28 protein-coding genes, 1 tRNA gene and 1 pseudogene are annotated in these 25,318 nt (G+C 53.9%); 13 read left to right on the top strand and 17 right to left on the bottom strand.

The window, feature by feature from the left end; all coding sequences use genetic code 11:
- Positions 1–17: 17 nt before the first annotated feature.
- Both E8D52_16070 and E8D52_16065 read right to left on the bottom strand, forming a co-directional pair.
- On the bottom strand, positions 18–1,070 hold the full coding sequence (locus tag E8D52_16070) for a squalene/phytoene synthase family protein (GenBank protein TKB65905.1): 1,053 nt from the start codon (positions 1,068–1,070) through the stop codon (positions 18–20).
- Positions 1,070–1,513 (bottom strand): quinol oxidase, encoded by a 444-nt coding sequence (locus E8D52_16065; GenBank protein TKB65904.1) that lies wholly within the window; start codon positions 1,511–1,513, stop codon positions 1,070–1,072. The genes E8D52_16070 and E8D52_16065 overlap by 1 nt, the downstream gene beginning before the upstream one ends.
- Positions 1,514–1,725: 212 nt before the next feature.
- Between E8D52_16065 and htpX the strand changes: the two genes are divergently transcribed.
- Positions 1,726–2,613 carry a protease HtpX gene (htpX, locus tag E8D52_16060; GenBank protein TKB65903.1) on the top strand — a complete coding sequence of 296 codons (888 nt, stop codon included), beginning with the start codon at positions 1,726–1,728 and terminating at the stop codon, positions 2,611–2,613.
- Here htpX and E8D52_16055 read toward each other — a convergent pair.
- Together E8D52_16055 and E8D52_16050 are read right to left on the bottom strand one after the other, a co-directional pair.
- Positions 2,610–2,897: a hypothetical protein gene (locus E8D52_16055; GenBank protein TKB65902.1), complete on the bottom strand. Its 288-nt coding sequence runs from the start codon at positions 2,895–2,897 to the stop codon at positions 2,610–2,612. The two genes, htpX and E8D52_16055, sit on opposite strands and share 4 nt — an antisense overlap.
- Before the next feature lie 21 nt (positions 2,898–2,918).
- Complete coding sequence (locus E8D52_16050; protein TKB65901.1) at positions 2,919–3,566, bottom strand: hypothetical protein; 648 nt, start codon at positions 3,564–3,566, stop codon at positions 2,919–2,921.
- Between the two features lie 110 nt (positions 3,567–3,676).
- Between E8D52_16050 and E8D52_16045 the strand changes: the two genes are divergently transcribed.
- Complete coding sequence (locus E8D52_16045; GenBank protein ID TKB65900.1) at positions 3,677–5,080, top strand: MFS transporter; 1,404 nt, start codon at positions 3,677–3,679, stop codon at positions 5,078–5,080.
- Here the strand turns inward: E8D52_16045 and E8D52_16040 are convergent.
- Positions 5,077–5,298, bottom strand: a complete 222-nt coding sequence (locus tag E8D52_16040; GenBank protein TKB65899.1) for a hypothetical protein — start codon at positions 5,296–5,298, stop codon at positions 5,077–5,079. The two genes, E8D52_16045 and E8D52_16040, sit on opposite strands and share 4 nt — an antisense overlap.
- A gap of 156 nt (positions 5,299–5,454) precedes the next feature.
- Here E8D52_16040 and E8D52_16035 point away from each other — a divergent pair, with 156 nt between their 5' ends.
- The 5 genes from E8D52_16035 to E8D52_16015 all read left to right on the top strand — a co-directional run bounded on the left by E8D52_16035 (position 5,455) and on the right by E8D52_16015 (position 10,311).
- Positions 5,455–5,901, top strand: a complete 447-nt coding sequence (locus E8D52_16035) for a GatB/YqeY domain-containing protein (GenBank protein ID TKB65898.1) — start codon at positions 5,455–5,457, stop codon at positions 5,899–5,901.
- Between the two features lie 83 nt (positions 5,902–5,984).
- Positions 5,985–6,623 (top strand): response regulator, encoded by a 639-nt coding sequence (locus E8D52_16030; protein ID TKB65897.1) that lies wholly within the window; start codon positions 5,985–5,987, stop codon positions 6,621–6,623.
- 44 nt (positions 6,624–6,667) lie between these two features.
- Positions 6,668–7,672, top strand: a complete 1,005-nt coding sequence (locus tag E8D52_16025) for a diguanylate cyclase (GenBank protein TKB65896.1) — start codon at positions 6,668–6,670, stop codon at positions 7,670–7,672.
- Positions 7,673–8,338: 666 nt separating this feature from the next.
- Positions 8,339–9,985 (top strand): response regulator, encoded by a 1,647-nt coding sequence (locus E8D52_16020; protein TKB66364.1) that lies wholly within the window; start codon positions 8,339–8,341, stop codon positions 9,983–9,985.
- A 2-nt stretch (positions 9,986–9,987) separates the two neighbouring features.
- Complete coding sequence (locus E8D52_16015) at positions 9,988–10,311, top strand: Hpt domain-containing protein (GenBank protein ID TKB65895.1); 324 nt, start codon at positions 9,988–9,990, stop codon at positions 10,309–10,311.
- A 96-nt stretch (positions 10,312–10,407) separates the two neighbouring features.
- On the opposite strand, the gene E8D52_16010 is transcribed toward E8D52_16015, so the two are convergent.
- On the bottom strand, positions 10,408–11,136 hold the full coding sequence (locus E8D52_16010; GenBank protein ID TKB65894.1) for a hypothetical protein: 729 nt from the start codon (positions 11,134–11,136) through the stop codon (positions 10,408–10,410).
- A gap of 295 nt (positions 11,137–11,431) precedes the next feature.
- Between E8D52_16010 and E8D52_16005 the strand changes: the two genes are divergently transcribed.
- From E8D52_16005 to E8D52_15995, 3 genes are all read left to right on the top strand, one after another.
- On the top strand, positions 11,432–11,695 hold the full coding sequence (locus tag E8D52_16005) for a hypothetical protein (GenBank protein TKB65893.1): 264 nt from the start codon (positions 11,432–11,434) through the stop codon (positions 11,693–11,695).
- A 323-nt stretch (positions 11,696–12,018) separates the two neighbouring features.
- Positions 12,019–12,094, top strand: a tRNA-Ala gene (locus E8D52_16000).
- A gap of 99 nt (positions 12,095–12,193) precedes the next feature.
- Positions 12,194–13,099 carry a DUF72 domain-containing protein gene (locus tag E8D52_15995; GenBank protein ID TKB65892.1) on the top strand — a complete coding sequence of 302 codons (906 nt, stop codon included), beginning with the start codon at positions 12,194–12,196 and terminating at the stop codon, positions 13,097–13,099.
- 11 nt (positions 13,100–13,110) lie between these two features.
- Here the strand turns inward: E8D52_15995 and E8D52_15990 are convergent, their stop codons facing one another.
- A complete protein-coding gene (locus E8D52_15990; protein TKB65891.1) occupies positions 13,111–13,785 on the bottom strand; it encodes a phosphoribosylglycinamide formyltransferase in 675 nt (224 codons plus the stop codon).
- Entirely contained in the window at positions 13,775–14,812 is a 1,038-nt protein-coding gene (locus tag E8D52_15985; GenBank protein TKB65890.1) for a phosphoribosylformylglycinamidine cyclo-ligase, read from the bottom strand. The genes E8D52_15990 and E8D52_15985 overlap by 11 nt, the downstream gene beginning before the upstream one ends.
- A 102-nt stretch (positions 14,813–14,914) precedes the next feature.
- On the opposite strand from E8D52_15985, the gene E8D52_15980 reads away from it, so the two are divergent.
- Positions 14,915–15,667, top strand: coding sequence for a response regulator (locus E8D52_15980; protein ID TKB65889.1), 753 nt, complete (start codon positions 14,915–14,917; stop codon positions 15,665–15,667).
- 17 nt (positions 15,668–15,684) lie between these two features.
- On the opposite strand, the gene E8D52_15975 is transcribed toward E8D52_15980, so the two are convergent.
- From E8D52_15975 to E8D52_15935, 9 genes and pseudogenes are all read right to left on the bottom strand, one after another.
- The gene (locus E8D52_15975) at positions 15,685–17,076 is read right to left on the bottom strand and encodes a sigma-54-dependent Fis family transcriptional regulator (GenBank protein TKB65888.1); all 1,392 of its coding nucleotides are present in this window, start codon (positions 17,074–17,076) and stop codon (positions 15,685–15,687) included.
- A gap of 40 nt (positions 17,077–17,116) precedes the next feature.
- A complete protein-coding gene (locus tag E8D52_15970; protein TKB65887.1) occupies positions 17,117–19,450 on the bottom strand; it encodes a HAMP domain-containing protein in 2,334 nt (777 codons plus the stop codon).
- A 143-nt stretch (positions 19,451–19,593) separates the two neighbouring features.
- Positions 19,594–19,974, bottom strand: coding sequence for a DUF1844 domain-containing protein (locus E8D52_15965; protein ID TKB65886.1), 381 nt, complete (start codon positions 19,972–19,974; stop codon positions 19,594–19,596).
- 335 nt (positions 19,975–20,309) lie between these two features.
- Positions 20,310–20,699, bottom strand: a complete 390-nt coding sequence (locus E8D52_15960) for a hypothetical protein (GenBank protein ID TKB65885.1) — start codon at positions 20,697–20,699, stop codon at positions 20,310–20,312.
- A 157-nt stretch (positions 20,700–20,856) separates the two neighbouring features.
- Entirely contained in the window at positions 20,857–21,177 is a 321-nt protein-coding gene (locus E8D52_15955; GenBank protein ID TKB65884.1) for a hypothetical protein, read from the bottom strand.
- Positions 21,178–21,396 carry a DUF433 domain-containing protein gene (locus E8D52_15950; GenBank protein ID TKB65883.1) on the bottom strand — a complete coding sequence of 73 codons (219 nt, stop codon included), beginning with the start codon at positions 21,394–21,396 and terminating at the stop codon, positions 21,178–21,180.
- Positions 21,397–21,863: 467 nt separating this feature from the next.
- Positions 21,864–22,343: a hypothetical protein gene (locus tag E8D52_15945; GenBank protein ID TKB65882.1), complete on the bottom strand. Its 480-nt coding sequence runs from the start codon at positions 22,341–22,343 to the stop codon at positions 21,864–21,866.
- Between the two features lie 96 nt (positions 22,344–22,439).
- Positions 22,440–22,982, bottom strand: coding sequence for a hypothetical protein (locus tag E8D52_15940; GenBank protein TKB65881.1), 543 nt, complete (start codon positions 22,980–22,982; stop codon positions 22,440–22,442).
- Between the two features lie 421 nt (positions 22,983–23,403).
- A pseudogene (locus E8D52_15935) lies at positions 23,404–23,586 on the bottom strand (integrase).
- Positions 23,587–23,758: 172 nt separating this feature from the next.
- On the opposite strand from E8D52_15935, the gene mazG reads away from it, so the two are divergent.
- Together mazG and E8D52_15925 are read left to right on the top strand one after the other, a co-directional pair.
- A complete protein-coding gene (gene mazG / locus E8D52_15930) occupies positions 23,759–24,634 on the top strand; it encodes a nucleoside triphosphate pyrophosphohydrolase (GenBank protein ID TKB65880.1) in 876 nt (291 codons plus the stop codon).
- Positions 24,631–25,248, top strand: coding sequence for a hypothetical protein (locus tag E8D52_15925; protein ID TKB65879.1), 618 nt, complete (start codon positions 24,631–24,633; stop codon positions 25,246–25,248). The genes mazG and E8D52_15925 overlap by 4 nt, the downstream gene beginning before the upstream one ends.
- The last annotated feature ends 70 nt before the right edge of the window (positions 25,249–25,318 follow it).

Here is a 25,318-nt window from a genome sequence, read left to right as displayed (position 1 = left end):
CGAAGGCCTGCAGATCCTCACACAATCTGCTTGCGTAAATGCCCCCAATAGGCAGTTCCGGCGTATGCGCACGCAGCGGTACCTGTCGTCATCGCTATGATCTGATAGACCTTGCTGCGCGGGATTTTGACCTTCACGGCGGGATTCAACAGATCAGGGGAATCCATGACGAGCTTGAGCGATTCTCCGGCAGAGAGAATCGGCCACATACAAGCCAGCCGCAACCGAGTTTCGTAGCGTGGGATGGCCATCGTATAGAGCCAACCCTGATCAAGGTGCTCAACCGCCAGACGAATGAGTTTGCGGAGCACAGGTCTGAAGCGAGGAAGATTGGTCTGCTGCAACAGGTCCTGCGGCTTCAGTCCAGCTTCATGGAGCATCATTTCTGGAATATAACAACGCCCATTTTGCAGATCATGGGCAATGTCCTTGACGATGTTCGTCAGTTGCAGCCCCTTGCCAAATCGTACTCCGATGTCCGACATCTGCTGAATATTCCAGCTCGCCAGCGCCTTGCGATGAGCGCACATGAGATCGGTCCAGAACTCGCCGACACATCCGGCCACATGATAGGTGTAAAGGTCCAGATCATCAAAGGTCTTGAGCGCGGTGAGATCCTCCACGGAAGCCCCAGGGAACGTACTCAGGTCCATTTCCATTCCTTGAGTCAGGGTCGTCATCACCCGCTGAATCCTACGTCGGTCGTCCAGCGAACAGGTGAGCAAAAGGCGGAAACACTCGTCCAACCGTTCGAGCAGGGTTCGTTCAGCCGACACGCGTTGAAGCGGTCCCACAGCCTGCTGAATCGTACGAATCTGAGCCCAGTCGAGCTGCTCACCGAGAAATTGCTCGCTGAAGCGGTGAAGCAAACTGAGACGACGCGATCGGTCGATCAGTTCCGTATCGGCAATCGTATCGGCGGCCCGGGCAAAGAGATACGCCAATCCTACTTGATCACGAACATTCGCCGGCACAACAACTAACGTTGTGTAAAACAGACGGGAAACTTGCTTGAGAAGGTCACAGAGCAGCTCGTGCTTGGAAGATAGGGTCGTCGTGGGGAGATCCATTACCTGACTTCCAATAGTCCTTCCATTCCCTTATCTCGATGACTGGGGATGGGCCACAGTCGTTTATCACAAAAGAACGGAAAGAACCCAGGGTGAGTGGGAACGAGTTTCGCGATGATAGTTTTCCCTGCACCAACGTCCTGCTCAATCCAAAGACCGGCCAACAACTCCTTCATGACGAAGTTATGGGGTATGAATGTCGTACGACTCGTCAAGGTCAACTCAACTGGCTTGCCGCTCTCCACGACCAGATGGTTCGGTGAGTAGGAATAACTGTCGAGAATAATGGTAGCCCGTTGAACTCCATCAGGAGAAATGGAGACAATGGTCGGCGGGCCTGGCATGAAAGTATCCGCAGCGAGTCCAACCGACATAGGCACTAGGGTCAACCAACTCCCTATCACCAGTGTCCAGAAGCATGTTGCATCAACCCTCATGATCATGGCTTTCTAACAGGAGCGTCGGGAGACGGTCAAGGTTATCCACGTACTTTCAGAGACCTCACTCATCTTGACTTTGAATAATGAGGTCTTACTCATAGCCCTATGCACTCTATGACTGACAGTGTGTCGCAGGCAACGGGTTTGTGTATAATCATGGCAGTTCAGCTCGTTGCCTCACATGAGGCGGTCGTTTGTTTCCAAGGAGGCTCATAATGAAGTGGCTTAAAGGCGTAGGTCTGCTGCTGATCGCAAATATTCTCATCATGGTGACGCTGTCAATCACCATCCCCATTGTGATCAACGTGATCTTACCGATGTTCGGAGTCGATGTCCGCGGTTCTGTCGATCTAACATCGTTGGTATGGGCTGCCATGTTCGGGTTCGGTGGGGCATTCATCAGTTTGGCATTCTCAAAGCAAATGGCGCGCGCCATGCTCGACTGCCAGCAGATCACCCAGCCTCGTTCTCACGCGGAACAGGTTGTGTATGGTTCCGTGCAGGAAATCGCCCAACGGTTAAATATCACCATGCCTGAGGTATGGATCTACAACTCTCCCGATCCCAATGCCTTCGCGACGGGACCAAGCAAAAACAATTCGATGGTGGCGGTGTCAACCGGATTACTGGAGAACCTCAAAGAAGATGAGGTAAAGGCTGTTCTGGCTCATGAAATGGGTCACGTCTATAACGGAGACATGTTCGCTACGACTGTGCTAGCCGGGCTGATGAACACCTTTGTGTATTACATCGCCATGTGGGTACGGCGTTTCTTCGCGGAGCGGGATCAGGCAGCCTTAGGTTTCGGTCTGTCACTGGTAATACAGATCATCGTCAGCATCCTGGCCTCCGTCGTCATCAGTTGGTTTTCACGTCGTCGAGAATTTGGAGCCGATGCGTTTGCTGCCAAGGTGTACGGGAAAGACTCGATGATCAGTGCGCTCCGAGCGATTGATCGATGGGTGAATCGTGCTCAATTCGAATACTCCACGCAAGACGCACTCGCAACGATGAAGATTTCAGGCAACACTGGTGGGTTTATGAGCTTATTCTCAACGCACCCCCCGCTTGAGGTACGGATCGCGGCGTTGGAGAGGCTTTAATCCTGTTTCTTGAAAAACACGATGTGGGCGCGGTACTCATCAATGGCCGCGCCCAAGATCGTACTCCCCCGTGAGATGTTGGCCTCAATGGCATGCTCAATGTCGAGGTCGTTAATCTCAACGTCATACCGATCCTGAATGTTCGTTCTGACCGGCCCTCCGGTCACCTCCCGTGGCATAAAGATTTCTTTCCAGACCTCTTTCTCAACCAAACACACATCTCGAAACCGTTCATAGAGCAAGGCTAGTTTTTCTGGATCTGTGACCTTCACACGCGCTCCCATGAATATCCTTTCTCCAGGGACCTACCTGACCGACTTCTGTTCAGGAGACCAGGTAGGAACAGCATCTGCAATGGTAAAACGCATCACGCCGACGTGGTTGACGGCGTGAAACGGTTGTTGGCCTAGCGGCGCAATATAGATCTTCGCCAGATAATTGCCCACCGGCCATTTCTCGCCTGACCGTTTCAACTCAAGGTACCCATATCGCTCGTGTCCTGACACCTCCAATACATCTTTCCCTAACGGCTTCTCATTCAACTGGCCGCTGAGTTTCTCTACATGCCATTGCACTGCAAATTGTGCCGGATCCTCCAAGGGGGCTACTTCAAAAACAATATAGATTGCTGGAATCTCCGGCGTGAATATAGAACTCAGTCCGATCGGTTTCAGCCGCGGATCCTGGGTATACCACCCTTTACGTCCAAACGTATCCCATTCTACCTCGAACCCTTTCGCCATCTTGATCCAAGTAAAAAGCGACTGCGGAATGTCTTTTTCCTGATAGTCGAAGGAGGGGCTTTGGGTCGATCCAATCTCCGTGGACTCTTGCGCTTTGGGAGGCAGGAGGTCCTTGGCAATCCCTACCTGCTCATGGAGCAAGGCGACGCACACCACGCCAACGGCCAACCAACCTCTTGACCATCTTGTTGCCGGAGCATCCTGCGCCATAGAATTTATCGTACTGAAGCACGCCATGGGGATCAATGATTGCCAGCCATCATCCGATGAATCCTTGTGCCAGGCTGGTTCTATGCTAGAGTGCTCTTGGCTTTCCTATTATGACCGCCCAACCAGCATCACCACATTCAACTAGACATACTCCTGACAACGATCCCGCTCCCATCATGCCACACGAATCCGGTCGTCGTTTTGGCATTCGTGATGGACTGTTCCAGGCTATTGCCCAAGGCGGAGGCGAGCAGTATCTCTCGGCCTTTGCCTTACTCTTGCACGCGACACCATTCCAATTGAGTATTCTCTCGGCTATTCCCCAGCTCTTAGGCACATGGGCGCAGTTGGTTTCTGTCAAAGTCGCCCACTGGTTCCCCAGCCTGGCCTCTCAAGTCTTCTGGGGCATCATCGGACAATCCCTCGCCTGGATCCCCATTCTCGTACTGCCCTTGCTCTGGCCTGATCAAGGACCGTGGCTGCTCATCGCAGCCGTCGCCGTGTATTTCACCTTTACTCATTTCACTTCTCCTGCATGGAATAGTCTCATCACCGACTTGCTTGAGCCTAACGAACGAGGCACGTACTTCGCCAGACGATCACGCACCATTGCAATGACCAGTTTTCTCGCACTCTGCCTGGCTGGAGCGCTATTGAGTTTCTTCGAGCAACAGCAACTCCTTTGGATCGGCTTTGCCGTGATGTTCCTCACGGCTGGGCTCTGCCGGAGCACGTCAGCTCTCTTACTACTGAAGGTACGCGGTTTACCATCGCATGAGCCGAGTGGCAATCCAACTGGATTTCTGGTCTTTCTCCGCACCGGCACGTCTAAAAATTTCCGCCACTTCCTGCTCTTTTCAGGTCTCATGCACTCGGCTGTGTTGGTTGCTGGTCCATTCTTCGTCATCTACCTGCTTCAGGACCTGCATCTCGCACATTGGCAATATGGAACCTGGCTGGCCGCCGGCATCATCGGCCAATTTCTGACCCTGCCAGCCTGGGGGCAGTTCGGCGATCGCTTTGGGAATAAGGCATTGCTCACCTTCACTGGGCTACTTGTAGCATTCCTGCCGATGTTGTATCTGTTCGGGACCGCATGGCCGTTTCTTGTCATCGTCAATTTCTTTGGAGGCGTGGTCTGGGCAGGACTTGGACTTGGATTGAATAACTACGTCTTCGACGTGGTCCAGCCTACGGATCGCGGGAAAGCGGTTGCTATTTCAAGCATTGTGAATGGTATTGGATGGGCAATAGGAACCGTGATCGGAAGCATACTGATCAACACGCTACCGGATAGGCTGCAGGCTTGGAACTTGATGCTGGAGCCCGTCTCCAATCTCCCGTTTATCTTCTTTCTCTCCGGTCTATTGCGCTTGATTGTCTCGATGACACTTCTCCGCACGTTTCATGAGCCTCGCCATGTGGAGCAGCGTGCCCACCAGCACTTACTCTGGGAACTGCCGCTATTGAAACCCCTGCGACGACTCTCACGCCGGGCGATCAACCTTAATTAGTAAGGACCTACTCCAGAGTCGATCGCACGATTCTTTTCCTCTTGCTTCAGTTTTTCAAACGCTTTGTCAGCATTGCTTCGAACCTGGTCCTGCGTCACCGTCTGGGCAGGCTTTGGTGCATCGCTGGCACAACCTCCCATCGCCAACAGCACGACCCCTACGCCAGCAGCGCTCAACTCCTTCTTGAACCCCGTCATCCATATCGTTTTCTCCGACATACACACCCTCCCCTTCGTGATGATACCTATACAATCCGTACCGGTATCATACCATCCCTTTATCTGAATACCATTCCGTACTCCTCTCGTTGACTCATTGAAACCAAGAGGGTATGCTTCGAAAACCGTTTCAATCACTAATCCATGAGGCCTCCCATGTCACTGTCCGATCGCCTGACCGAAGACCTCAAGCATGCGATGAAATCACGCGATCAACTTCGCATGGATGTCATCCGAATGGTTAAAGCCGCCGTCCTGAACAAAGAAGTCGAGTTGAAGCGGGACCTTGATGATGCTGAAATGAGCCGCGTGATGACAACTCTCGTCAAACAGCGCCGGGAATCCGTCGAACAATTTGAAAAAGCTCAACGGACGGAACTGGCTGCTAAGGAACGAAAGGAAATTGAAATTATCGAGGCCTACCTCCCCAAACCGCTCTCCCCTCAAGAGCTTGAGGCCATTGTCGTAGCGGTCGTTGCAGAGACAGGCTCCCGCACCCAGAAAGATATGGGAGTCGTCATGAAGGCTGTGATGGCCCGCCTCGCCGAGCAATCCGTCGACGGCAAGCAAATCAGCGACCTGGTCAAAAGCAAGCTCTCCTGATCGTCTCTAGCATCGTTTGCTATACTGAATCCTATTCCATGGGTGGCTTTAGTTTCGTCTACTCTTAGCCGTTAAGAAGTGGTATGGCGATCCTCATAGTCGATGACTCTCCCGACCAGCATCTCCTACTGCGGTCTATCCTGACAAAGGCCGGTCATGATGAGATTATCACCGTTGATTCGGCCCGGGCAGCGTTTACCGCCTTAAACCTTGATGGCCCACCAACATCAGTCAAGGTCGACTTGATTCTGATGGATCTTCTCATGCCCGACATCGATGGCGTGGAAGCTTGCCGACATATCAAACAGCAGGAGCATCTTCGAAACATTCCAATCATCATGGTGACCGCGAAGAATGACCTTAATAGCCTCAAGGAAGCGTTCTCTGCCGGCGCCATGGATTACATCAATAAACCCGTGAACGGAGTAGAGTTGCTTGCCCGCGTCTCCTCGGCGCTTACCTTGAAGCACGAGATGGATTGCCGCAAGAAACGGGAAACGGAGCTTAGCCGCAGCAATGAGGAACTCCAACGCGCCCTTCGTGAAGTCAAAGTGCTTCGCGGGCTCATTCCGATTTGCGCCTCCTGTAAGAACATCCGTAATGATGGTGGATTCTGGCAACAACTCGAAGAATATATCGGCGAACATTCCGAAGCGGAGTTTAGCCACGGACTCTGTCAACCCTGCCTCAAAAAGCTTTATCCTAGCGTTTATCAAGAGTAGCTGGTACCGTTTAAAAGCTTCTTGCCCCAAGACTGTGTGAACTTATGAGCATCCTCATCGTCGACGATTCCGCAGATGATCGACTCCTGTTGCAGGCCATTTTGTCGGCTGCCGGCTATGAAAATATTCTGACCGCGGATTCCGCCGCAGCCGCGTTTCAGCATCTCGGCCTGGACGGAGGTAAGCACAGCGGCGGGCAAGTTGATCTGATCCTCATGGATATTTTGATGCCGCAGATGAACGGTATTGAAGCCTGTCGCCAGATCAAAGCCGCCGACCGGTTCCGAGACACTCCGATTATCATGGTCACCGTCAAGACCGATCCGGTCGATCTTCAACTCGCGTTTGCCGCCGGAGCCATGGATTTCGTCGCCAAACCGGTCAATAAGGTCGAGCTCCTGACTAGAGTACGGTCGGTGCTCCGGCTTGTCCACGAAATCGACCGCCGCCGCGCACGTGAGCAGGAACTTCTCGAGGTCATGCGCCAACTCCAAGAAGCCAATCAGATGTTGCTCCGTCTCTCCTGCTTGGATGGATTGACAGGTATCACCAACCGACGCCAGTTCGATGACTTTCTGGATCAGGAATGGAGGAGAGGGGCGCGCGAATCAACTCCGGTATCACTCATTATCTTCGATATCGACCGATTTAAAAATTATAATGACACCAAGGGCCACACAATCGGCGATGAATGTCTCAGACAGGTCGCTGCGGCAATTTCGAGCTCCGTGAATCGGCCAGGCGATTTGGTTGCCCGCTATGGCGGAGATGAGTTTGTGACGGTCCTGCCAGGCACAGGGATTGATGGCACCGCACAGGTCGCGGAAAATCTTCGACGCCGGGTTGAATCCCTAGGTATGAAACACACAGATGGGGAGCTCGTGACGATCAGCGTTGGGTATGCCTGCATGGTCCCGAACAGAAACTCTTCTCCTACCGATCTCATCAGGGCCGCCGATCAGGCCCTCTATCAAGCGAAACAAGAGGGACGCAATCGGACCAAATCAGCCAGTATTCTGTCGCTGGTTCAAGAGTCACACGACGACTAGAGACCGCCCCAACTATTCGCTGGTCATTCACACCCCCATGTCACGCCATCCATGGGTACGACATCAAGAGCGAGTCTCGCAACCATGAGAGCTGTTCGTCATTCCCGCACTAAGACCAGACGAACCACTTCCCCTGAACGGAAACTCTCTGAACGAACACTCCCTTTATTGGAGCAGAGTGCGACCACACGGCTCAAGCAGTATCAAGGCACACTCCGAAAACTAGCACAAAGTAAGGCCTTGAACAGCAGCGACATTTCCCGTGTCTTTTGCGTTATTTCAGAGGCCTGCTGCAGCATGCTGCACGTCAAACGCGCCAGCCTCTGGCTGCTGACTCATGAGCGCGCGGCCATCGAACTGATCAATGTGTGCACATCCGGACGACACCATTCCAACCCTTCCTTCGTGTTTTGGCTCTCAGACTGGCCTGCACATCTTCGATCGCTGACGCGCACACAGCGCACCATCGCAGTTCACGATGTTTCCAGAAATCCACGTTTCAAGAACCTAGCACCGTGGTACCTGGCCTCCTTCCGTATCAATGCCATGCTGAGTGCGCCGATCAGGCAGAACGGAAAGCTCGTAGGAGCACTCTGTGCCGAGTCCATCGGCACATCTCGGCGATGGACTCGGCATGAAGAAGACCTCATCAGCCTACTCGCAACCATGACATCCCTTGCCTTAGAAGCGGCTGAACGGCGTGAAGTGGAACAAGCGCTCCGTGTTGCCAAGGAAGCCGCCGAAGTGGCCAACCGCGCCAAGAGTGAATTCTTAGCCAGCATGAGTCATGAGATCCGAACCCCCATGAATGCCATCGTCGGCATGGCCGATCTCCTCTGGGATACTCCGCTCACACCAGACCAACGAAAGTATCTACGGATCTTCCGACGTGCGGGTGGCACACTCTTGAATCTGATCAATGATATTTTGGACCTCTCGAAAGTCGAAGCCGGCCGGCTGGAGTTGGAATCTATCGCATTCGACCTGAATGAAGTCATCGATAAGGCCATCGATATACTGGCGATGCGAGCCAACGAGAAGGAACTAGAGCTTGCCTGCCATGTGGATCGGAACGTGCCGTATCAGTTAGTCGGTGACCCAACGCGGCTGACGCAGATATTGATCAATCTCATCGGCAATGCCATCAAATTCACAGAGAAAGGTTCGGTTATCATACGTGTTACCAACGACTCCGATAAGAATATCGCCGGTGCTGTTCGGTTTTCTATAACCGATACCGGAATCGGGATCCCGTCCGACAAACTCGTCTCGATCTTCGACAATTTTACGCAGGCACATGCGTCAACGACCAGGCAGTATGGAGGGACCGGACTCGGCCTCGCGATCACCAAATGCCTTGCCGAACATATGAACGGACGGATCTGGGCTGAAAGTATTGTGGGAACGGGGAGCACCTTCCACTGCTCCCTCCTGCTTCAGGCTCAAACAGAACCGCGCCATCAGCAATCTGCAACACCGATCAACCTCAAGGGAATCAGAGTTCTGGTCGTGGACGATCATCCCATCAACCGCCTCATCCTCCGTGAACTACTGAGTGCCTGGGGGGCTCAGGTGACGGAAGCGAGCGATGGGATGACCACGTTGGACGAACTCCGCCACGCATCCGAACAAGGACAGGCGTACAAGCTCTTGCTCCTCGACTGCCGCATGCCTGAGATGAGCGGCTTTCATGTTGTGGAACAGCTGAAGTCCCTGCCCAAGGGGAGTTGCCCGACCGTCATTATGCTGACTTCCCATCATTGGGCGGACGATATCGCACGGACGTATGACCTTGGTCTCGGCGGGTATCTGATTAAACCCATCCGACGGTCCGATCTTGCACAAACTATCGAAATCGCCATCGGCCGGACAAAAGAAACACCACCAACGAGTGTGGTAGTCACAACGCCACCGTCGACGGCTTCGACACGGCCCTTACGGATATTGTTAGTGGAAGATTCCCCTGACAATCAATTGCTCGTACGAGCATATCTGACGCCGACCGACTACTTCCTTGACGTAGCAGAACATGGCGCCATCGCGTTGGACAAATTCAAGTCCGTTCACTACGACGTCATCCTGATGGATGTGCAAATGCCCGTCATGGACGGCTATACCGCGACAAGGGCAATCCGCTCGTGGGAACGGGATCATGATCTTCCACCCACACCAATTATCGCGCTCACTGCACTGGCCCTCAAGGAAGAAGCGGCCCGCATCTTTGAAGCAGGCTGCAACACACATCTCACGAAGCCTGTAAAGAAATCCACATTACTGGAAGTGCTTCGAGCGTACAAGGAGCACGTCGTCTAACGATGTACACCTCACAACCCGAACCAACAGACCAACTCACTGTAGAGATTAGTCGAGACCTTGAAACTATTGTTCCGATCTTCCTAGATAACCGGAAAAAGGATGTCCAGACACTTCGAAGCGCACTGAGCAAGCAAGACCTCAGGACTGTTCAAAATCTGGGCCATCGCATGAAAGGCGATGGAGGCGGATTTGGGTTTGATCGAATTACTGAAATCGGAGCGGCGATGGAGCGCGCAGCACAACTCGAGGACCACTCAACAATCGAACAACATATTGTACAGCTGGAAGACTTCCTCAAACGCGTGACGGTTGTCTACCGCTAGAGGATAGAGCACGCGACCTTGTTCATCCGACCCTCAATTTTCATCGGCTTCGGACAGCAGTTCCCACATCATAGTCATTCGAAAGGTTCCTCATCCTCAAGCTAGAACCGGATGTTCAGGAGGTGGTGATCGCTGCAACACATAGTCGATTGAAAGCATCAACCTCTTGGTCTGACATCGACTAGCCTTATGGAAAGTGCTGGTCTCCTCGAATAACATGGTCCCCTTCTTTCCCAGAATCACCTTAATGCGATCGCCAAACCTCTGCCGAGCAGCCGTATCACTCAGAATAATCTGACAAATGTCTCTAAAACTCTTAGCGTTATGAGTATTCTCGATGAGAACATGCGGACCACAAGAAGCGTCTACATCGGTGAGATAAATAAAAATGGTTAAGGACTTAAAATCCAACGTGTCATAGTGAAATGCATCCCCATCATGTTGTTCAGGCTCGTTATTACTCGACAGCAAACCTTGCCGTTCTTCTTTGGACGCCTGATCACCAAACGACCACTTTAATTGACTCAACCACAAAATTGGTTCAGCACCTAAGTACTGCCGGGCAATCTCCACCAGCTTCTCGTTCCTGGCAATCTGATCTATAGCCTCACACTCTCGATGCGGATTCCAGTACTTCAGGAACTTCGTGTCCTTCGTATACTGGACGATCCGCGACACATACTCTTCTGGAATCTCCCATCCATTTGCATACCCTCGTTCATTCAGCGAATGAACCACAGGATCAACATCAAATTTTTGAAATATGTCCTGCCTCTCAATCCGAATGGGTTGGACATAATTGCGCCGTTGGTAGTAGCGGACCACGTACCTCCTGAATGGACCTACCATCCACCATCCACGGACTATTTGCGTACCGCGAAGCAACCACCGTTTCTTGTGAATAAGGATTCGGAGTTTATAGTAAAATTGAGACGACATACTCTCCCTACATTACATACGAGATATTTATAGTGATACCCAACTATATGGGGATTCCGAGCATAAGCGATGCCACTCTCCAGCATTGCCAATAAAGCTGATCATCGGCTTGGCCAAAGAGTTTGAAATCGTTGAAGAACTCAAAATGTGGTGGACCGAAAGATAGATGAGAGTATGAAGTATGCTCGTAGAAAATCTGTACTGCTTATCCTACACACCAGAGATCACCCCCGTACTGAGTAGCGGAACGATTTGGAATTCAATCTCTCAGCCGGAAGGAGATTGGCGGTCGTTCAAGAAGCGATTTTCAAAGGTTCTGATTATTGCGTTCTTACCGGAGGCAGCGGCCTGGGTCACGGTCAAAGATCTGTATCGACAGCATCAGTTCCTCAATGCCAGCTACTACCTCTGGCGGAGGAAGTTCAATGCCATGACAGTGCCCTAGCCTGCCTTGCTTCGAGAGCTACCAGTCTGCAATTTTGCAAGAAGCATCACGATCGTCATAGGCCATCATGCAACCACAGGCAATGCCATCCCTGAGGAGACATGAAGTCGAGAATTTTGGAATGCCCTATTAGGATGATGATATCTTCCGTTCCTGTGTGATCAAGTACTGGTGGAGACTCTGTAACAGGTTGTGTATAATGACCCAGGGGAAACGCGACCCTACATTCATAACCGTTCTTCGAACGCAGCAATAACACTGCATACTGCATGTGCAGCAAACCATGCGAGATCCTGAGGTCGCGGTCACGATATCCCATGGGTGGGGGGCTAGCTCAGTTGGGAGAGCACTACGTTCGCAACGTAGGGGTCGGGGGTTCAACTCCCCTGCCCTCCACCAAATCTTCACTAAAACTGCCGGTTGTAGTCATTCTCCTTACAACACACCTTGACTGACTCTACTCCTGCTCCCACTAGTTCGCTGAACAATACAGGCCCCATGTCCCTCTCTCCTCTGATTCGCTTCGGCACTTCAACGTGGGCCTATGAAGGCTGGCAAGGACAGATTTATCAGCGGCCGTACACGAAAACCACCTTTGCACGTGAATGTTTAGGTGAATATTGTCAGTATCTCCATACCGGCGAACCGCTCTTTCTGACAGTCGGCAGCGATTCCACCTTCTACCACCCTCCCACCACAAACCAGCTTAATCACTATCTCACGCAGATTCCAGAAGACTTCGAGATGTGTTTCAAGGTCTGGGAAGAAATTACCATTCCACGTTTTGCGAATCACGTTCGCTACGGTCCCAAGGCCGGACAACCGAATCCTCGCTTTCTCGACGCAAGGCTGTTCAATGATCTGGTTCTGGCGCCATACCGTGAAACCAAATTCGAGCCGCACATGGGGCCATTCATTTTTGAGTTTCAGAGGCACGGCCTGACCAGCGAGGAGTTCTGCTCACGGCTCGATCAGTTCCTCGGCCAGCTACCGAATGATTTCCGGTATGCGGTCGAGATCCGTAATGCAGGTTTGCTTGAGGAGAACTATCGGAAGGTTTTAGAGAGCCATGGTGTGGCACACGCCTACAACCACTGGTCCTACATGCCGCCGTTGCTGCAACAGCACAAAAACATGGAAGAACGTTTCACCGCGCCGTTCACCGTGATCCGCCTACTCACGCCACTCAACATGAGCTACGAAGCAGCCAAGAAACGAGCGGCACCCTACAACAAGATCGTGGAAGTGTTGCCTCAGATGCGCAAAGAAGCCGTAACCCTCATCAGGCAGGCTGTGGGAGAGAATCGCCAGGCCTATGTGCTGGTGAACAACAGATCCGAAGGTAATGCGCCACTCACAGTGCAGGCACTCATAAGTTACCTACGCCATGAAGGATACCGGTAATGTGAGACCCGTTATGTGGGACTGATGATCGCCTCTCCGTCCGGCTTGGCGGCGTCGATAAGGACTCGTCGCCCATCGACCCGTAGTCGGCCTTCAGCAAAGAACTGCACGGCACGGGGATAGATTTTGTGTTCTTGGACGAGGATTCTGGCGGCGAGGGTTTCTGGCGTATCGTCGTCCAAGATGGGCACAGCTGCTTGGATAATGATTGGGCCTTCATCCACACCTTCTGTCACGAAATGCACCGTACAGCCCGCTAATTTGCAACCCCAATCGATGGCCTTCTTCTGCACGTCCAGTCCCTGAAATGACGGCAGCAGAGAGGGATGGATATTCATCATGCGGTTGGCATAGGCATTGACCAGCACTGCCGTGACGATTTTCATGTACCCTGCGAGTAAGACAAGTTCGACATTATGTTGCTGAAGTACTTCCAGCAATGATCGGTCGTAGGCTTCACGGCTGTCCGGCCGTCCGGCAAATGGCTTCGGATCGACGAACAGATCATTGATCTCGTGCTTCCGTGCCCGCTCCAATGCAACTGCATCCTTTTTGTTACTGATGACAGCAACGAGCTTCGCCTGCACCTGCCCTGCTTCGATCGCATTGATGATCGCTTGCAAGTTCGAGCCTCGTCCGGATGCCAGCACTGCCACCCGCAACGGAGTCGTTCGGCTAATCGACATACTCGACCTCCGGCTCCTCTCCGGTGGAGGAAACGATTTCGCCAATCTGCCAGCCTCGGTCTCCCAGAGCCTCGGCGCAAGCTAGCACTCCGGACACGAAATCAGGTGGGACCACGAGAATCAATCCAATACCCATGTTGAACACCCGATACATCTCCTCACGATCGACCTGTCCCAACCGGCTCATCACTCCAAAGATCGGCAGTGCCGACCAGGCCGTCCTAGCGATCTTCGCCCGCACGCCCTTCGGCAACACGCGTGGCAAATTCTCCGTAATGCCCCCTCCGGTAATATGGGCGATGCCTTTAATCGGAAATTGTTCGACGAGCGCCAAAATCTGCTTCGCATAAATTCTGGTGGGTGTCAGAAGCACCTCGCCGATAGTCCCCTCAAGCTCTGAGAGACGACTGGCAACCGTCAACTTGGCTTGCTCAAACAGCACCCGCCGGGCCAGTGAGTAGCCGTTGCTATGAAGTCCGGATGAAGCCAATCCGATGACGGCATCCCCGGGCACAATGTGCCGACCATCGATCATCTTTGGGCGATCGACGGCGCCGACGGCAAAACCGGCCAGATCGTACTCCCCATCAGGATAGAATGAAGGCATTTCTGCGGTTTCACCTCCGATCAGCGCACATCCGGCTTGACGACAGCCGTCGGCGATACCGGCTACCACTTCCTGAGCCTTTGAAACAGATAACTTCCCGGTGGCGAAATAGTCGAGAAAAAACAGCGGCTCCGCCCCACTCACTGCGATGTCATTGACACACATCGCCACCAAATCAATTCCGACGGTATCGTGTTTGTCCATCATGAACGCGATCTTCAGTTTAGTCCCGACCCCATCGGTTCCGGATACGAGCACCGGCTCCTTATATTTCCCGGATTGAAAACCAAAGAGGCCGCCAAAGCCCCCGAGGTCGGTCAGAACTTCAGGGCGAAACGTCGATCGAACAAACGGCTTGATGCGATCGACAAACTCATCGCCTGCATCGATATCCACACCAGCATCACGATAGGTCGTCATGAATAGATATCCCGAAAAGCTACGGTTGTGATGAGGCTGAAACTCAGCCTTACATATGTTCGTGGCGCATCTTAGCGGAGGGTCCAACAGAGGTCAACGCGGCTGTCTGAAGCCACCCGACACGACTCCATCTACCCCGCCTTCTGTTTTTTTCTTGCCGCTCTTGGAATACGCCCTATACTAGGCTTGTCACATGTCTGCACTCTTCCGGCGAACAATCCGACCAAGGAGGGGTTGGTGGCTATTTTAATCGTTGACGACTCTCCCGATGAACGTCTGTTACTCCATCACATCTTGAAGACCGCGGGGTATCGGGATTTGATCACGGTCTCCTCCGCTCGTGATGTCTTCATGCATTTGGACTACGATCATGAAGGCGCAAACGGCGTCAAGACGGATCTTATTTTGATGGATATCAAGATGCCAGACATGGACGGAGTGGAGGCTTGCCGTCGCATCAAAGCCATCGACGCATTTGTGGGGATTCCGATTATCATCGTGACGGCGCGGGACCAAAGGGACTTCTTACAAGCCGCCTTCGACGCCGGGGCGACAGACTATATCAGAAAACCAGTGGAACGGGTGGAACTCCTGGCGAGAGTCAAAGCTACGCTCAAACTCAAACAGGAAACAGAGGAACGAAATCACTGGGAACAGGAACTGACAAAAGTCATCAGCGAGCTCGATCGTACCCTGCGCGACATGGCGACATTACAGCAATTGATCCCTGTCTGCCCATCATGCAAGAAATCTCATCCCGCGCATATGTCTGACACCGCTCTCGACGAATATGTACAGAGCCACCCCCAGACGAAGTTTCAGGATCTCGTCTGCTCCGCGTGCGCCGCGCGCTGATCCTGCCGCTGCGATCCTTAGCTTTCCGGACGCATCTCCACATCGAGCAATTTAATCTTCCGGTGCAGATGACTTCGTTCGATCTTGAGATCGTCCGCGGTCCGTGAAATATTCCAATGGTGTTCCCGAAGTTTACGGCTGATGTATTCCTTCTCGAACGCATTCCGAGCGTCTCGTAGGGAGTCATAAGATTTACTGAGAAGTGGATTGGCCGTGTGATTGCCCACCGGCACCACCCCGACGGTTCGTCCCTGTAGCGACACGGTGGCCTGCGAGGCTTCAATCACAAATCCCGGCACCATGATCATGAGCCGCTCGATCAAATTCCTCAATTCCCGGATGTTCCCGGGCCATTCGTATTGCTGAAATACGGCCATCGCCTCCGGCGAGACATCCTTCATTCGCAATCCTTGCTCTTCAACATGCGTCTTCATGAAATGCCGCACAAGAGCCGGAATATCTTCTCGCCGCTCCCGCAGTGGAGGCACAACGATCGGGACCACGTTGAGACGGTAGTACAGATCCTCTCGAAAATGTCCCTTGCCGATTTCTTTTTCCAAGTCCTTGTTCGAAGCCGCCAGCACCCGCACATCGACCTTCATCAATTTGGTCCCGCCGACTCGCGTGAACTGTTGTTCCTGTAACGCCCGCAACACTTTTGCCTGCGTACTGAGGCTCATGTCGCCGATTTCATCCAGAAACAGCGTGCCCCCATCGGCCTGCTCGAACTGACCGCGCTTCATGGATGTGGCTCCGGTGAAAGAACCCTTTTCGTGACCGAACAATTCGCTCTCAATTAATGTCTCAGGGATGGCGGCACAATTGACGGCCACGAACGAATGATCCGATCGGGTGCTGTGCAGATGAATGGCTCGAGCAACCAACTCCTTGCCTGTTCCGTTCTCGCCCCCGATCAATACGCGACTGTTCGTGGGGCCTGCCGTTTCAATGAGCGTCCGTAGCCGCAGCATGGCCGGAGACTGTCCGACCAATTCGAACTTTTGCTGAACCTTGGTCCGCAATGACCGGTTCTCTTGCGCCAATCGGAACTGCTCCAACGCTTGCTTCACACGGAACGTGACATTCTCTAGCGACAACGGCTTCTCGATGTAGTCGTACGCACCCAGCTTGATGGCTTTCACGGCCGTTTCGATGGACCCATGCCCGGACATCATCATGATCTGAGTCGCAGGCACAAATTCTTTGACACGACGTAACGTCTCCAGTCCGTCCATTACCGGCATCCAGATGTCCAGAATCATGAGATCCGGTGGATCAGTCCCATAGATTTTCAACGCCTCGACCCCATTGGCGGCTACTGACACCTCATACCCTTCATCTTCGAGGATGCTTCGCAGGGACGTGCGAATTGCCTCTTCGTCGTCCACCACTAGAATCGATGCCGACATACTCCCCCTCTCCTTACCGTGTACGTCTCACCGGTCTACTCTACACCGGCAAATCGAATGTAAATACGGCGCCCTTCGGGTGATGGTTCCCAACTTGGATCTGTCCATCATGGTCCGTAATAATCCGGCGGACGATCGCCAACCCCAACCCGGTTCCGGTCTTCTTACGGGTAAAATACGGTACAAACAACCGTTCCTGATCCTCCGGCGTGATCCCTGGCCCCTCATCCGCGACAGCGACGACCGCGCGACGGCGTTTCGTATCATACTTCGTCCCGACCCACAGTCGCCCTTTTTGATTCATGGCTTGAACCGCGTTGTCGAAAAGATTGACGAACACACGTCTCAGTTGTTCCCGATCGAAATTGATGGCCGGCAGATCCTCATCCAGTTCCACAATCAGCTCAATATCCTTCTGCGCCTCGCGATAGAGCGTGATCACTTCCCGTACCACGTCGTGCAGGGATTGCCGCGTCATTTGCGGAACAGGCAGACGGGCGAATTTTGAAAATTCGTCCAGCATCTGTTTCAGACTCCCGACTTCGTTGATGATGACATTCGTGGCGTCGTCGAACACGCGATCCAGGTCCGGGGACTTCTCGAAGAACTTCTTACGTAATCGCTGCGCCGATAGTTGAATCGGAGTCAGTGGATTCTTGATTTCATGGGCGACGCGTTTCGCGACTTCCTGCCACGCGGCCACTTTCTGCGCCTTGATCAATTCCGTCAGATCTTCAAAGACCAACACAAACCCCAAATCCTTGTTCGCCTCATCCCGCATGCGGGAACCTTTCAACCCAATCGTGATCAGCTTCCCTTGGATATCCAACTGCCCTTCCAAATCCAAATCGTCTCGCTCATCGGCCAGCATACGGTCATAGGCAGTCTGGAACGAGTCGAGGCCGAACTCCTTGAACGCCTCATTGGCCAGCCGTCCTTTGAACCGGTCGGCAGCCAACCCAAGAATACGTTCAGCCGATGGGTTGAACGTCGTGATCATTCCGCTCCGATCGATCGAGAGCAGGCCGGCGGCGATCGTATCGACGACCGTTTCGATATAGGCACGGCGGCGATCCAACTCGACATTGGTATTCCGCAGAGTCAGGTTGGCTTCCTCAAGCTTCGACTTGCTGCCCTGCAGATCCTGCGTCATCCTATTGAACGACTCGATCAGCGTCCCGATTTCATCAGTTGCCCTAGCATCGACCTGTACCGACAGGTCGCCTTGGGCGACGGCTTCGGTCGCTTCCGCCAATCGTTGAATCGGAACGGTGATACCGCGCGCCACATAAAACCCGAACCACGTCGCACTGAAGAGAATCAATACCGCCACGACGGCCACAAACAGGTAGGCCCCGGCCTTAATCGGGTTTTTCATCGCCTTGATCTGCTTGTATGCCGTGTATTGACGGCCAATCCCCTCCATCTTGGTCAACAGGGATTCAGGGACGTAGGTTTCCACGACCACGACCCCCTCAATCTCGCCTCGCCGGCTTCCGGAGGCCACCGGGATGGCGGCGCGCACTAACCGTCCCGTCTGGGCTTCCTGGACAGAGGTAAACTCCTGCTTGCCGTTAATGACTTGTAAGACCAGCTGACTGATCGGCAGATCCAACACCCCGGAGGGAATGTCGCTATCAAGGGCCTTAGTGAGGGTCTCCATCTTGTTGGAAAACACTTCGATCCCGGCCACGCCGTATTCCATGCGTTTCCGAGCCATCGCGGCAATCAAGAGATCCCGCTGGACGGGCGTCAACAGGTCTTCGCGAAACAATTCTTGAGAAATCGCCCGTGCGCTGTTCACTGCGAGCGCGACATGCCCCGCATGCTGCATGCGAGCCACCTCGTACGAATCTTTCATCACTTTTTCGATATGCTCGCTGAACCAGACATCGACCGCCTTGTTAACCAGCCCACTCGCGACGATTGCCAGGAGCAGCGTCGGGATCAGCGAAAAGCCGATAAAGGCCGCGATGAGCTTGGTGCGAAATCCTGACCCAACGAGACGGTGCCGGCGTTCGAAATAGGCCTTGATCAGATTCCTCGACAACAACAGGACCAACACAACAAAGCCGATCAGGTCCAGATTGACCAGCAGGAGAACCAGTGCGTAGCTCGTCGTCGGCAGGAAAGAGCCGTTCTCTTCGGAGCCCGGCGCAACAACTTGTGAGTAATACAGCGTGAGGGCCACGCAGGGGATCAAGAGAATCAGCACGATCCAGACAGGGCGAAGATGAGGTGGTTTTCGCTCCAGCTTCTTCGGTTGGTCGGCCAACGCTGTACGGACGTGACCGCCCATCACCACGGGCAGAACCTCCGGAAGTCCTCCAGAGGCTGATCTAAATGCACCCGTGGGATGGTTGAGCTCTGGCATTCACTCGCCCCTCTAGAGACTATTAGTGCATGGAAACAGAAGCCTGTCTCACTATAGCCGACTTACAAGACAGTCTCAAAGTTTGCCGCACAACTCGCAGCGTCCAGAGACCCGGCGGCGTAGTAGGACCGAAAGATGGGATACTACTTCGGTGATGCCAGCGTGACATACTTCATGCGTAGTGCATACAGCATGTCACGCAGGACCGTCTGCTCGTCAGAGGTCAGATTGCCTTTCGTCTTGTCTTCCAAGACAGACAACAGATCGATGATTTCCTTGGCTTGAGGCAGGTTGACAGGTATCGATGCCTGATTCGGGTCCAGTTGCTCGCCCATGAGCATGAGCGACGACGAGCCCAATGAGATCACAAACGACGAGAAGGTGACCGGAGGCACTTGCGCTGGTTCCGCCGCCGAAGTCGCGGAGATCGACGGTTTTGAAGGCGACGCTGCGACCGGAGCGGCCTCGGCTCCTCCGCTGGCTCGCCGATCACGAACAACAAACCCTTGCTCTTCCTCTGCCATTTTTCCCCTCACCCAAATATTCCCAGTACCCTACCATAGGGCCTATTCGGTCGCAAGGCGCCAGCCGTCCGTGCGCGAGCCGACGGGGCACCCGGTGAGCGCATCGCGCCTCGCCCCGTCAACTTTTGCATCCATCCCGCAGGTCGGCCCATAAACACCTCCTCAATCAAAGGTGTTGCGTCGACCGGTTGAATCCGCCCAGTTAGCCAGCACTGCGTTCGCTCTGCCTGGCACTTGTATTCGGAACATGGCAGTCCTGCCAGGATATTGACTCGAAATCCTTTGTGGACCACGTACGCTGGTTCATCGTTGCTGACAATGGCGCAACATAGGCGTCACTGGGTTCTCCCAAACCGTTCCTTGAACCCGTCACGTGCTTCGCCAATGAACACGAGCAGGTCATCCTCCGGAACAACGACAACCTCGATGTTCAGGCGAGCTGCTTCCTCATACATCGCGCCTGCAACGTATCCTTCTGCAACGAAGAGCCTTTGCGGCAACTTGCCTTCGCGTCCCTGCCCCTGCCGCAGCAAGTGGCGCAACTCTGGTGCGGACGGACCCGTGGCGCGGGCAGAATACATTTCCATACCGAGAATGTAGCAACTCGCCGCGTCCATCAAGGCGATGCAATCAAAGTCGCCATCTCGCTCGATGACAATAGGCGCATCATTGAGCCGAAAAGCAATCCAAGCATCGTTGACGTTAAATTGATTGGGGTGAAGCATGAGCCGTACTATCAATGACGCCTAACGGTCCGGTTCAGCAGCGAGTTGTGCAGCGGGCCGTCCCCTGTGACCGGTGTTCGCCATCAGAAGAAAGGAAGAAGTGGGATACAAGAGTGGAGTTCCTGACAGCTGCGCATGACTAACGGAGTAGTAGCGGTCACGGAATAAGGATCTCAACGTAACTGCTTGGTTCGGCAGAATCAACCGCCCTTGTCACCCTCTCAACCTCGCGTTCGATGCGTGGCCAACTGGTTGTCGTCAGCACAACAATTGCCATCTTGCGACTCAAGAGGTTCTGCTGATATCGGAGATTCTGGTCGGTCGTGACCAGAACGGAAAAGCCGCTCTCTTCCGATTTTTGCAGCAGTTCACCGTTCTTCAGATAGTTCCAACCAAGTTCAAAAGTGGTAGTGACCTGATGAGCTGCAAGGTACTTGCGAAGAGGGACCGGAGTACCCTGGTCAAACAGAACGCGCACCTAAGCTGCTTCTAGAGAGCGGGCAGCATGCTCAAGCACCGCGCGGACTTGCTCGAGCGTGACACCCGGAAACCAGACAATGAAGTCTGAGACCTGTGCCCCATCTTCGAGATTCTGGAAGAGGGCAGTCACAGGAACACGTGTGCCGCGAAACACCCACGCGCCACTCACACGCTCGGGGTCACGCTCAACGGCTGGGCAAGAAGACCAATCAATCATGCGGTAATTGTAGACTTGCCACGGAGACGATTCAATTCAATTCTGTAGCCCGGAATTGAGGCCATATTCTTGATGTATGCATCGGACACCTGCAGCCGCTGGCTACAGGGATGCATCATGGAAGATCCGGACCCATAGGTGGCTTCAGCGAATCATGGCATAGACGTTTCCAGACTCCGGGGCGAAGGGCATGATCACGAAACACTTCATCGTGGCTCTCTGCTGCGTTTGTCTGTCCGGCTGACGTAAAGCTACCGGGCGCGGCATGGAAAGCTGAAAAATAAGACCGCGCTCCGGTTGAGCGTCCAGTTAGGCTGGATGCGTAATTACAAGACTTGCCCCCATGCTTTGTTCGCAGTGCGTCAAATTATCTCTATGGGAGAGAGGGGCCTGGGGGGAGGGTCTACAGCCTCAACGTTCACAATGAGTGGCGTTCCTCTTGCGGGGCGTCCCTCTCGATTGTGTGGTTAGGCGAGCTTCCGCCCATTGAGTAGCCAATAGCCACCGAGAAGAAACCCATAAAGCGCTACTGCGAGTACGACCAGTTCGATCTGGCGCGGTAGATTTGAACCGAATGCGCCATAGCACCACGCAGCCGCGCCGAGGAAAAAGACGATTCCTCCCCGACGCCGAATGCTGCGAGCAGAAGAATGAGGTGACCCTTCGCCCAACAATTGTTCTGGTGTAGGCGACGACATGCCATACACGATGGGGCCAGCCATGATCCACACGGGAAAGCCAATTAGGACCACGGCCGCGGTCCACAGCCGGAGGTGGGTGTCAGGGATCAGATAGACGGCGTAGAGGAGGGCTGCGTACCCAAAGAACGCAGTTGTCACCACGGCAAACAAACGCCACCGACGCGATTTCGCAAGACGCCATAGGCCCAAGACGAATGCGAATGCGCTGACAATCAGAAGCAAGCCAGCGGATGATCGGTACGGCATATTTGCTCGCCTAACGTAGAGCTAACCGGCGCTGCGCGGCGTTATCGCGCAGCGTCCAGCGACCGAAGGGACCGAGGTTGAGCGCCATGTTAGAGGTCATGGACGCTTCCGTCTCTTTGTAACTGTATGGCGGCCTGTATCGGCACCGAGAACTCCTTGGGGTTGGCGTTTCAATGCCTCAAGAGTGAATGTTCTAGCAAGGGACACCAACTTTTCGCGTTCAATCTTGCCTTCGCGATTCAGCCAACCAAGCCACCATTTCGCAAGCTCGCCCAACTGGGCGGGCATTCCGAACAACAGACCAAGAACACGACCATGGGCGGTGTTCACTGAGGTGATTTCTTGTGATGAGTTGAAATGGTCACCTATCTGCACCGTGACCTCATTTTCTTCAAATGGGTTCACCGAATGAGCAACGTGCTTGTCTCGAAGCGCGATGACGAACGCATGTGTTTCTTGAAGTTCGTGCGGTGCCGCCGAAAGGGCTCGTGTAGGAAGGTAATGACGAACGCCCTGCTTAAAGCACCGACCGTAGCGGATAACCGCGGCACCAGACAGTGCTTCCCAAAGAACAAAGTCCAACTTCGAAGTATCCCCCAGTGCATCTAGACGTTCGCAGACGTCGACAACAGCACGCATATCAATTTCCGCTCCCGCGAGGCTGGCGAGACGCTTTGCCTCGTCGATTCGGAAGCAGTAGCCCTGGTAGTGAGAGGGAGGCACCTTTTGACCTCAGCGGCCCCCGCGGATCAGCGGCGGCCGCAGAACAAACGACTTTTGCGCAGCGGGTGTCCGCTGATCTGCGGGTTGGGCCGCGCTTCGCGGGTCAGCCAGCGGAGGTCCATCCGCGGGGCCATTGAGTCGACGCGAAGCGTCGGCTCAACTATGTTTAGGCCCATCCGCATAAGAACCGGATCTGTCTATATCTGTCCGTGTAACACACTGCTATTGTTCCTGAACAATACGCTATAACCATTGTCAGTCCAATGAGTTGCGACTGCGGGGCCATTTCTCACGGGAGGTTATACGGATCCGCATAACATCCCCTCATTGAAGAGGCTTACATCCCATCCAGCGGACTACGGACCCCGGCTGGCCCGCGATGAAGGACGTGCGTATAGATCATTGTCGTTTTGACATCGCAATGCCTCAACAACTCCTGGACGGTTCGAATGTCAGAGCCGCTTTCGATTAGGTGCGTGGCAAACGAATGGCTGAACGTATGGCACGTGGCTCGTTTCGTACGCGCTGTTCATAAGGGGCAATAACAAGCCGGGCACATTTTCCGCCGATTCATACCCACCGTCAAGTTCTACCCGTCGCTCACCGACGCCATTGAAGCGACGGCAGTTCTCGGTATACAGTGGCGAGCCAATCCATTGCATCGAGACTGTTTTTTTTCCGACGGTAGAGCCATGTCAGAACGATTTGCCAACCTCGTCGGTATCATGGCGGCGCTCCGCGCCGCGAACGGCTGTCCTTGGGATCGGAAGCAGACCCACGAGTCGTTGAAGCCCTACCTGCTTGAAGAAACGTACGAGGTTTTGGAGACGATCGACCAGCGCGACGATGCCAAACTGCGGGAGGAGCTAGGCGATGTGCTCCTACAAGTTATTTTTCACAGCCAGATCGCCGCTGAAAGCAAATCGTTCACGATTGACGAGGTGCTGGAGACGCTCGCGGAGAAACTCATTCGCAGGCACCCCCATGTCTTCGGGACCAGCGATCAAACTGCCGGCGTCACGAATAGCGAACAGGTCATCAGTCAATGGGAAGACATTAAACGTGCCGAGCGAACGGCGGCCGGTGGCGCACGCTCCGCCCTGGACGGCGTGCCGAAAACCTTGCCGGCCCTGCTCCGGGCCTATCAAACACAAGCCAGAGCCGCCCGGGTCGGATTTGATTGGCCGCAGAATGCGACAGGCCTCGAACAAATCTTCGGAAAAGTGGCGGAGGAAGTCGGCGAGTTGAAGGAGGCGCTGGCTCAGGCAGAGTCAGGCCCAAACCAGCCCGGCAGGCAAACCGATATTGAAGCGGAACTAGGAGATATTCTGTTCTCTCTGGTCAATCTCGCCCGCTTCGTCAAGGTCAACCCGGAAGAGGCGCTTCGCCGGTCGACCAATCGCTTTATCGATCGATTTCATCTGGTTGAAACGCAAGCAGCGGTGAAAGGCACGGCGCTAACGGACATGACGCTGGCCGAAATGGACGAGCTGTGGGATGAAGCCAAGCGACGATTACAAAAACCACAGCCGGACACCACCTCTCACGCCGGAGATCGCGCCCCATGACGAAGGACAAAGGACCCTACGAAGAGGGAAAGCGTGCCGGCGCTCATCCGCTGCTCGTGGTATTCGGCATCCTCATGGGACTCTGGTTGTTCGTGGCCCTGATCGTCCCCAGTTCGAGGAACAAACAAGCCGCCGGGACTGAAGGTCCCACTGTCTCGGTCATCGAGGATCCGGAAGCCGCGCCTGTCATGTTTAAGGTCCAGACGACGATCTTGGAGATGAACACCCTGGGCTTAATCGTTCCCTCACAAGCGACGGATAGCCAGATCGTCGCTCTCTTGCAACGCCTCAAGCAAGCACGCCTGAAGGGCACCCTCGGTGAATTGCTTCCCTCGACCACACCCGGCCACAAACTGGGTGATCACACCATTGCCGACATCTACATCTTTTCAGACAAGCAACTCGCGGAAGTAGATACGATCCGTACGCTGACACGAGGAGCCCATGCGCCCGGGACGCTTTATCCGAATGGCGTTCCATTCGAGGTGGCCATGGAGCAAGTTCGTGGCTACTACCGTATCGACTTGAATGATACCGGCAGCCCAGACAAGGGATCCCTTGGTTTCGCCGACGAATCAGGTGTTCACTCAAAACATTATAAAAGAATTTTTTGACGAATCGGGTCGGTACCGAATGGCACTTACTTAACAGCTCCAGCGGTGAGGTGACGCGCAAAAGGCCGAT

Origin of the sequence: Nitrospira sp. (assembly GCA_005116745.1) — a bacterium.
In the GTDB taxonomy this organism is placed as follows: domain Bacteria; phylum Nitrospirota; class Nitrospiria; order Nitrospirales; family Nitrospiraceae; genus Nitrospira_D.
Note: the sequence above shows the minus strand (reverse complement) of the source record. Positions and strands in the feature narration are given on the sequence as shown.

Bases quoted from the DNA above. Each gene is read 5' to 3' on its own strand.
- E8D52_16070 (TKB65905.1), bottom strand. From the start codon at position 1,070: ATGGATCTCCCCACGACGACCCTATCTTCCAAGCACGAGCTGCTCTGT.
- E8D52_16065 (TKB65904.1), bottom strand. From the start codon at position 1,513: ATGATCATGAGGGTTGATGCAACATGCTTCTGGACACTGGTGATAGGG.
- htpX (TKB65903.1), top strand. From the start codon at position 1,726: ATGAAGTGGCTTAAAGGCGTAGGTCTGCTGCTGATCGCAAATATTCTC.
- E8D52_16055 (TKB65902.1), bottom strand. From the start codon at position 2,897: ATGGGAGCGCGTGTGAAGGTCACAGATCCAGAAAAACTAGCCTTGCTC.
- E8D52_16050 (TKB65901.1), bottom strand. From the start codon at position 3,566: ATGGCGCAGGATGCTCCGGCAACAAGATGGTCAAGAGGTTGGTTGGCC.
- E8D52_16045 (TKB65900.1), top strand. From the start codon at position 3,677: ATGACCGCCCAACCAGCATCACCACATTCAACTAGACATACTCCTGAC.
- E8D52_16040 (TKB65899.1), bottom strand. From the start codon at position 5,298: ATGTCGGAGAAAACGATATGGATGACGGGGTTCAAGAAGGAGTTGAGC.
- E8D52_16035 (TKB65898.1), top strand. From the start codon at position 5,455: ATGTCACTGTCCGATCGCCTGACCGAAGACCTCAAGCATGCGATGAAA.
- E8D52_16030 (TKB65897.1), top strand. From the start codon at position 5,985: ATGGCGATCCTCATAGTCGATGACTCTCCCGACCAGCATCTCCTACTG.
- E8D52_16025 (TKB65896.1), top strand. From the start codon at position 6,668: ATGAGCATCCTCATCGTCGACGATTCCGCAGATGATCGACTCCTGTTG.
- E8D52_16020 (TKB66364.1), top strand. From the start codon at position 8,339: ATGACATCCCTTGCCTTAGAAGCGGCTGAACGGCGTGAAGTGGAACAA.
- E8D52_16015 (TKB65895.1), top strand. From the start codon at position 9,988: ATGTACACCTCACAACCCGAACCAACAGACCAACTCACTGTAGAGATT.
- E8D52_16005 (TKB65893.1), top strand. From the start codon at position 11,432: ATGCTCGTAGAAAATCTGTACTGCTTATCCTACACACCAGAGATCACC.
- E8D52_15995 (TKB65892.1), top strand. From the start codon at position 12,194: ATGTCCCTCTCTCCTCTGATTCGCTTCGGCACTTCAACGTGGGCCTAT.
- E8D52_15990 (TKB65891.1), bottom strand. From the start codon at position 13,785: ATGTCGATTAGCCGAACGACTCCGTTGCGGGTGGCAGTGCTGGCATCC.
- E8D52_15985 (TKB65890.1), bottom strand. From the start codon at position 14,812: ATGACGACCTATCGTGATGCTGGTGTGGATATCGATGCAGGCGATGAG.
- E8D52_15975 (TKB65888.1), bottom strand. From the start codon at position 17,076: ATGTCGGCATCGATTCTAGTGGTGGACGACGAAGAGGCAATTCGCACG.
- E8D52_15970 (TKB65887.1), bottom strand. From the start codon at position 19,450: ATGCCAGAGCTCAACCATCCCACGGGTGCATTTAGATCAGCCTCTGGA.
- E8D52_15965 (TKB65886.1), bottom strand. From the start codon at position 19,974: ATGGCAGAGGAAGAGCAAGGGTTTGTTGTTCGTGATCGGCGAGCCAGC.
- E8D52_15960 (TKB65885.1), bottom strand. From the start codon at position 20,699: ATGCTTCACCCCAATCAATTTAACGTCAACGATGCTTGGATTGCTTTT.
- E8D52_15950 (TKB65883.1), bottom strand. From the start codon at position 21,396: ATGATTGATTGGTCTTCTTGCCCAGCCGTTGAGCGTGACCCCGAGCGT.
- E8D52_15945 (TKB65882.1), bottom strand. From the start codon at position 22,343: ATGCCGTACCGATCATCCGCTGGCTTGCTTCTGATTGTCAGCGCATTC.
- E8D52_15940 (TKB65881.1), bottom strand. From the start codon at position 22,982: ATGCGTGCTGTTGTCGACGTCTGCGAACGTCTAGATGCACTGGGGGAT.
- mazG (TKB65880.1), top strand. From the start codon at position 23,759: ATGTCAGAACGATTTGCCAACCTCGTCGGTATCATGGCGGCGCTCCGC.
- E8D52_15925 (TKB65879.1), top strand. From the start codon at position 24,631: ATGACGAAGGACAAAGGACCCTACGAAGAGGGAAAGCGTGCCGGCGCT.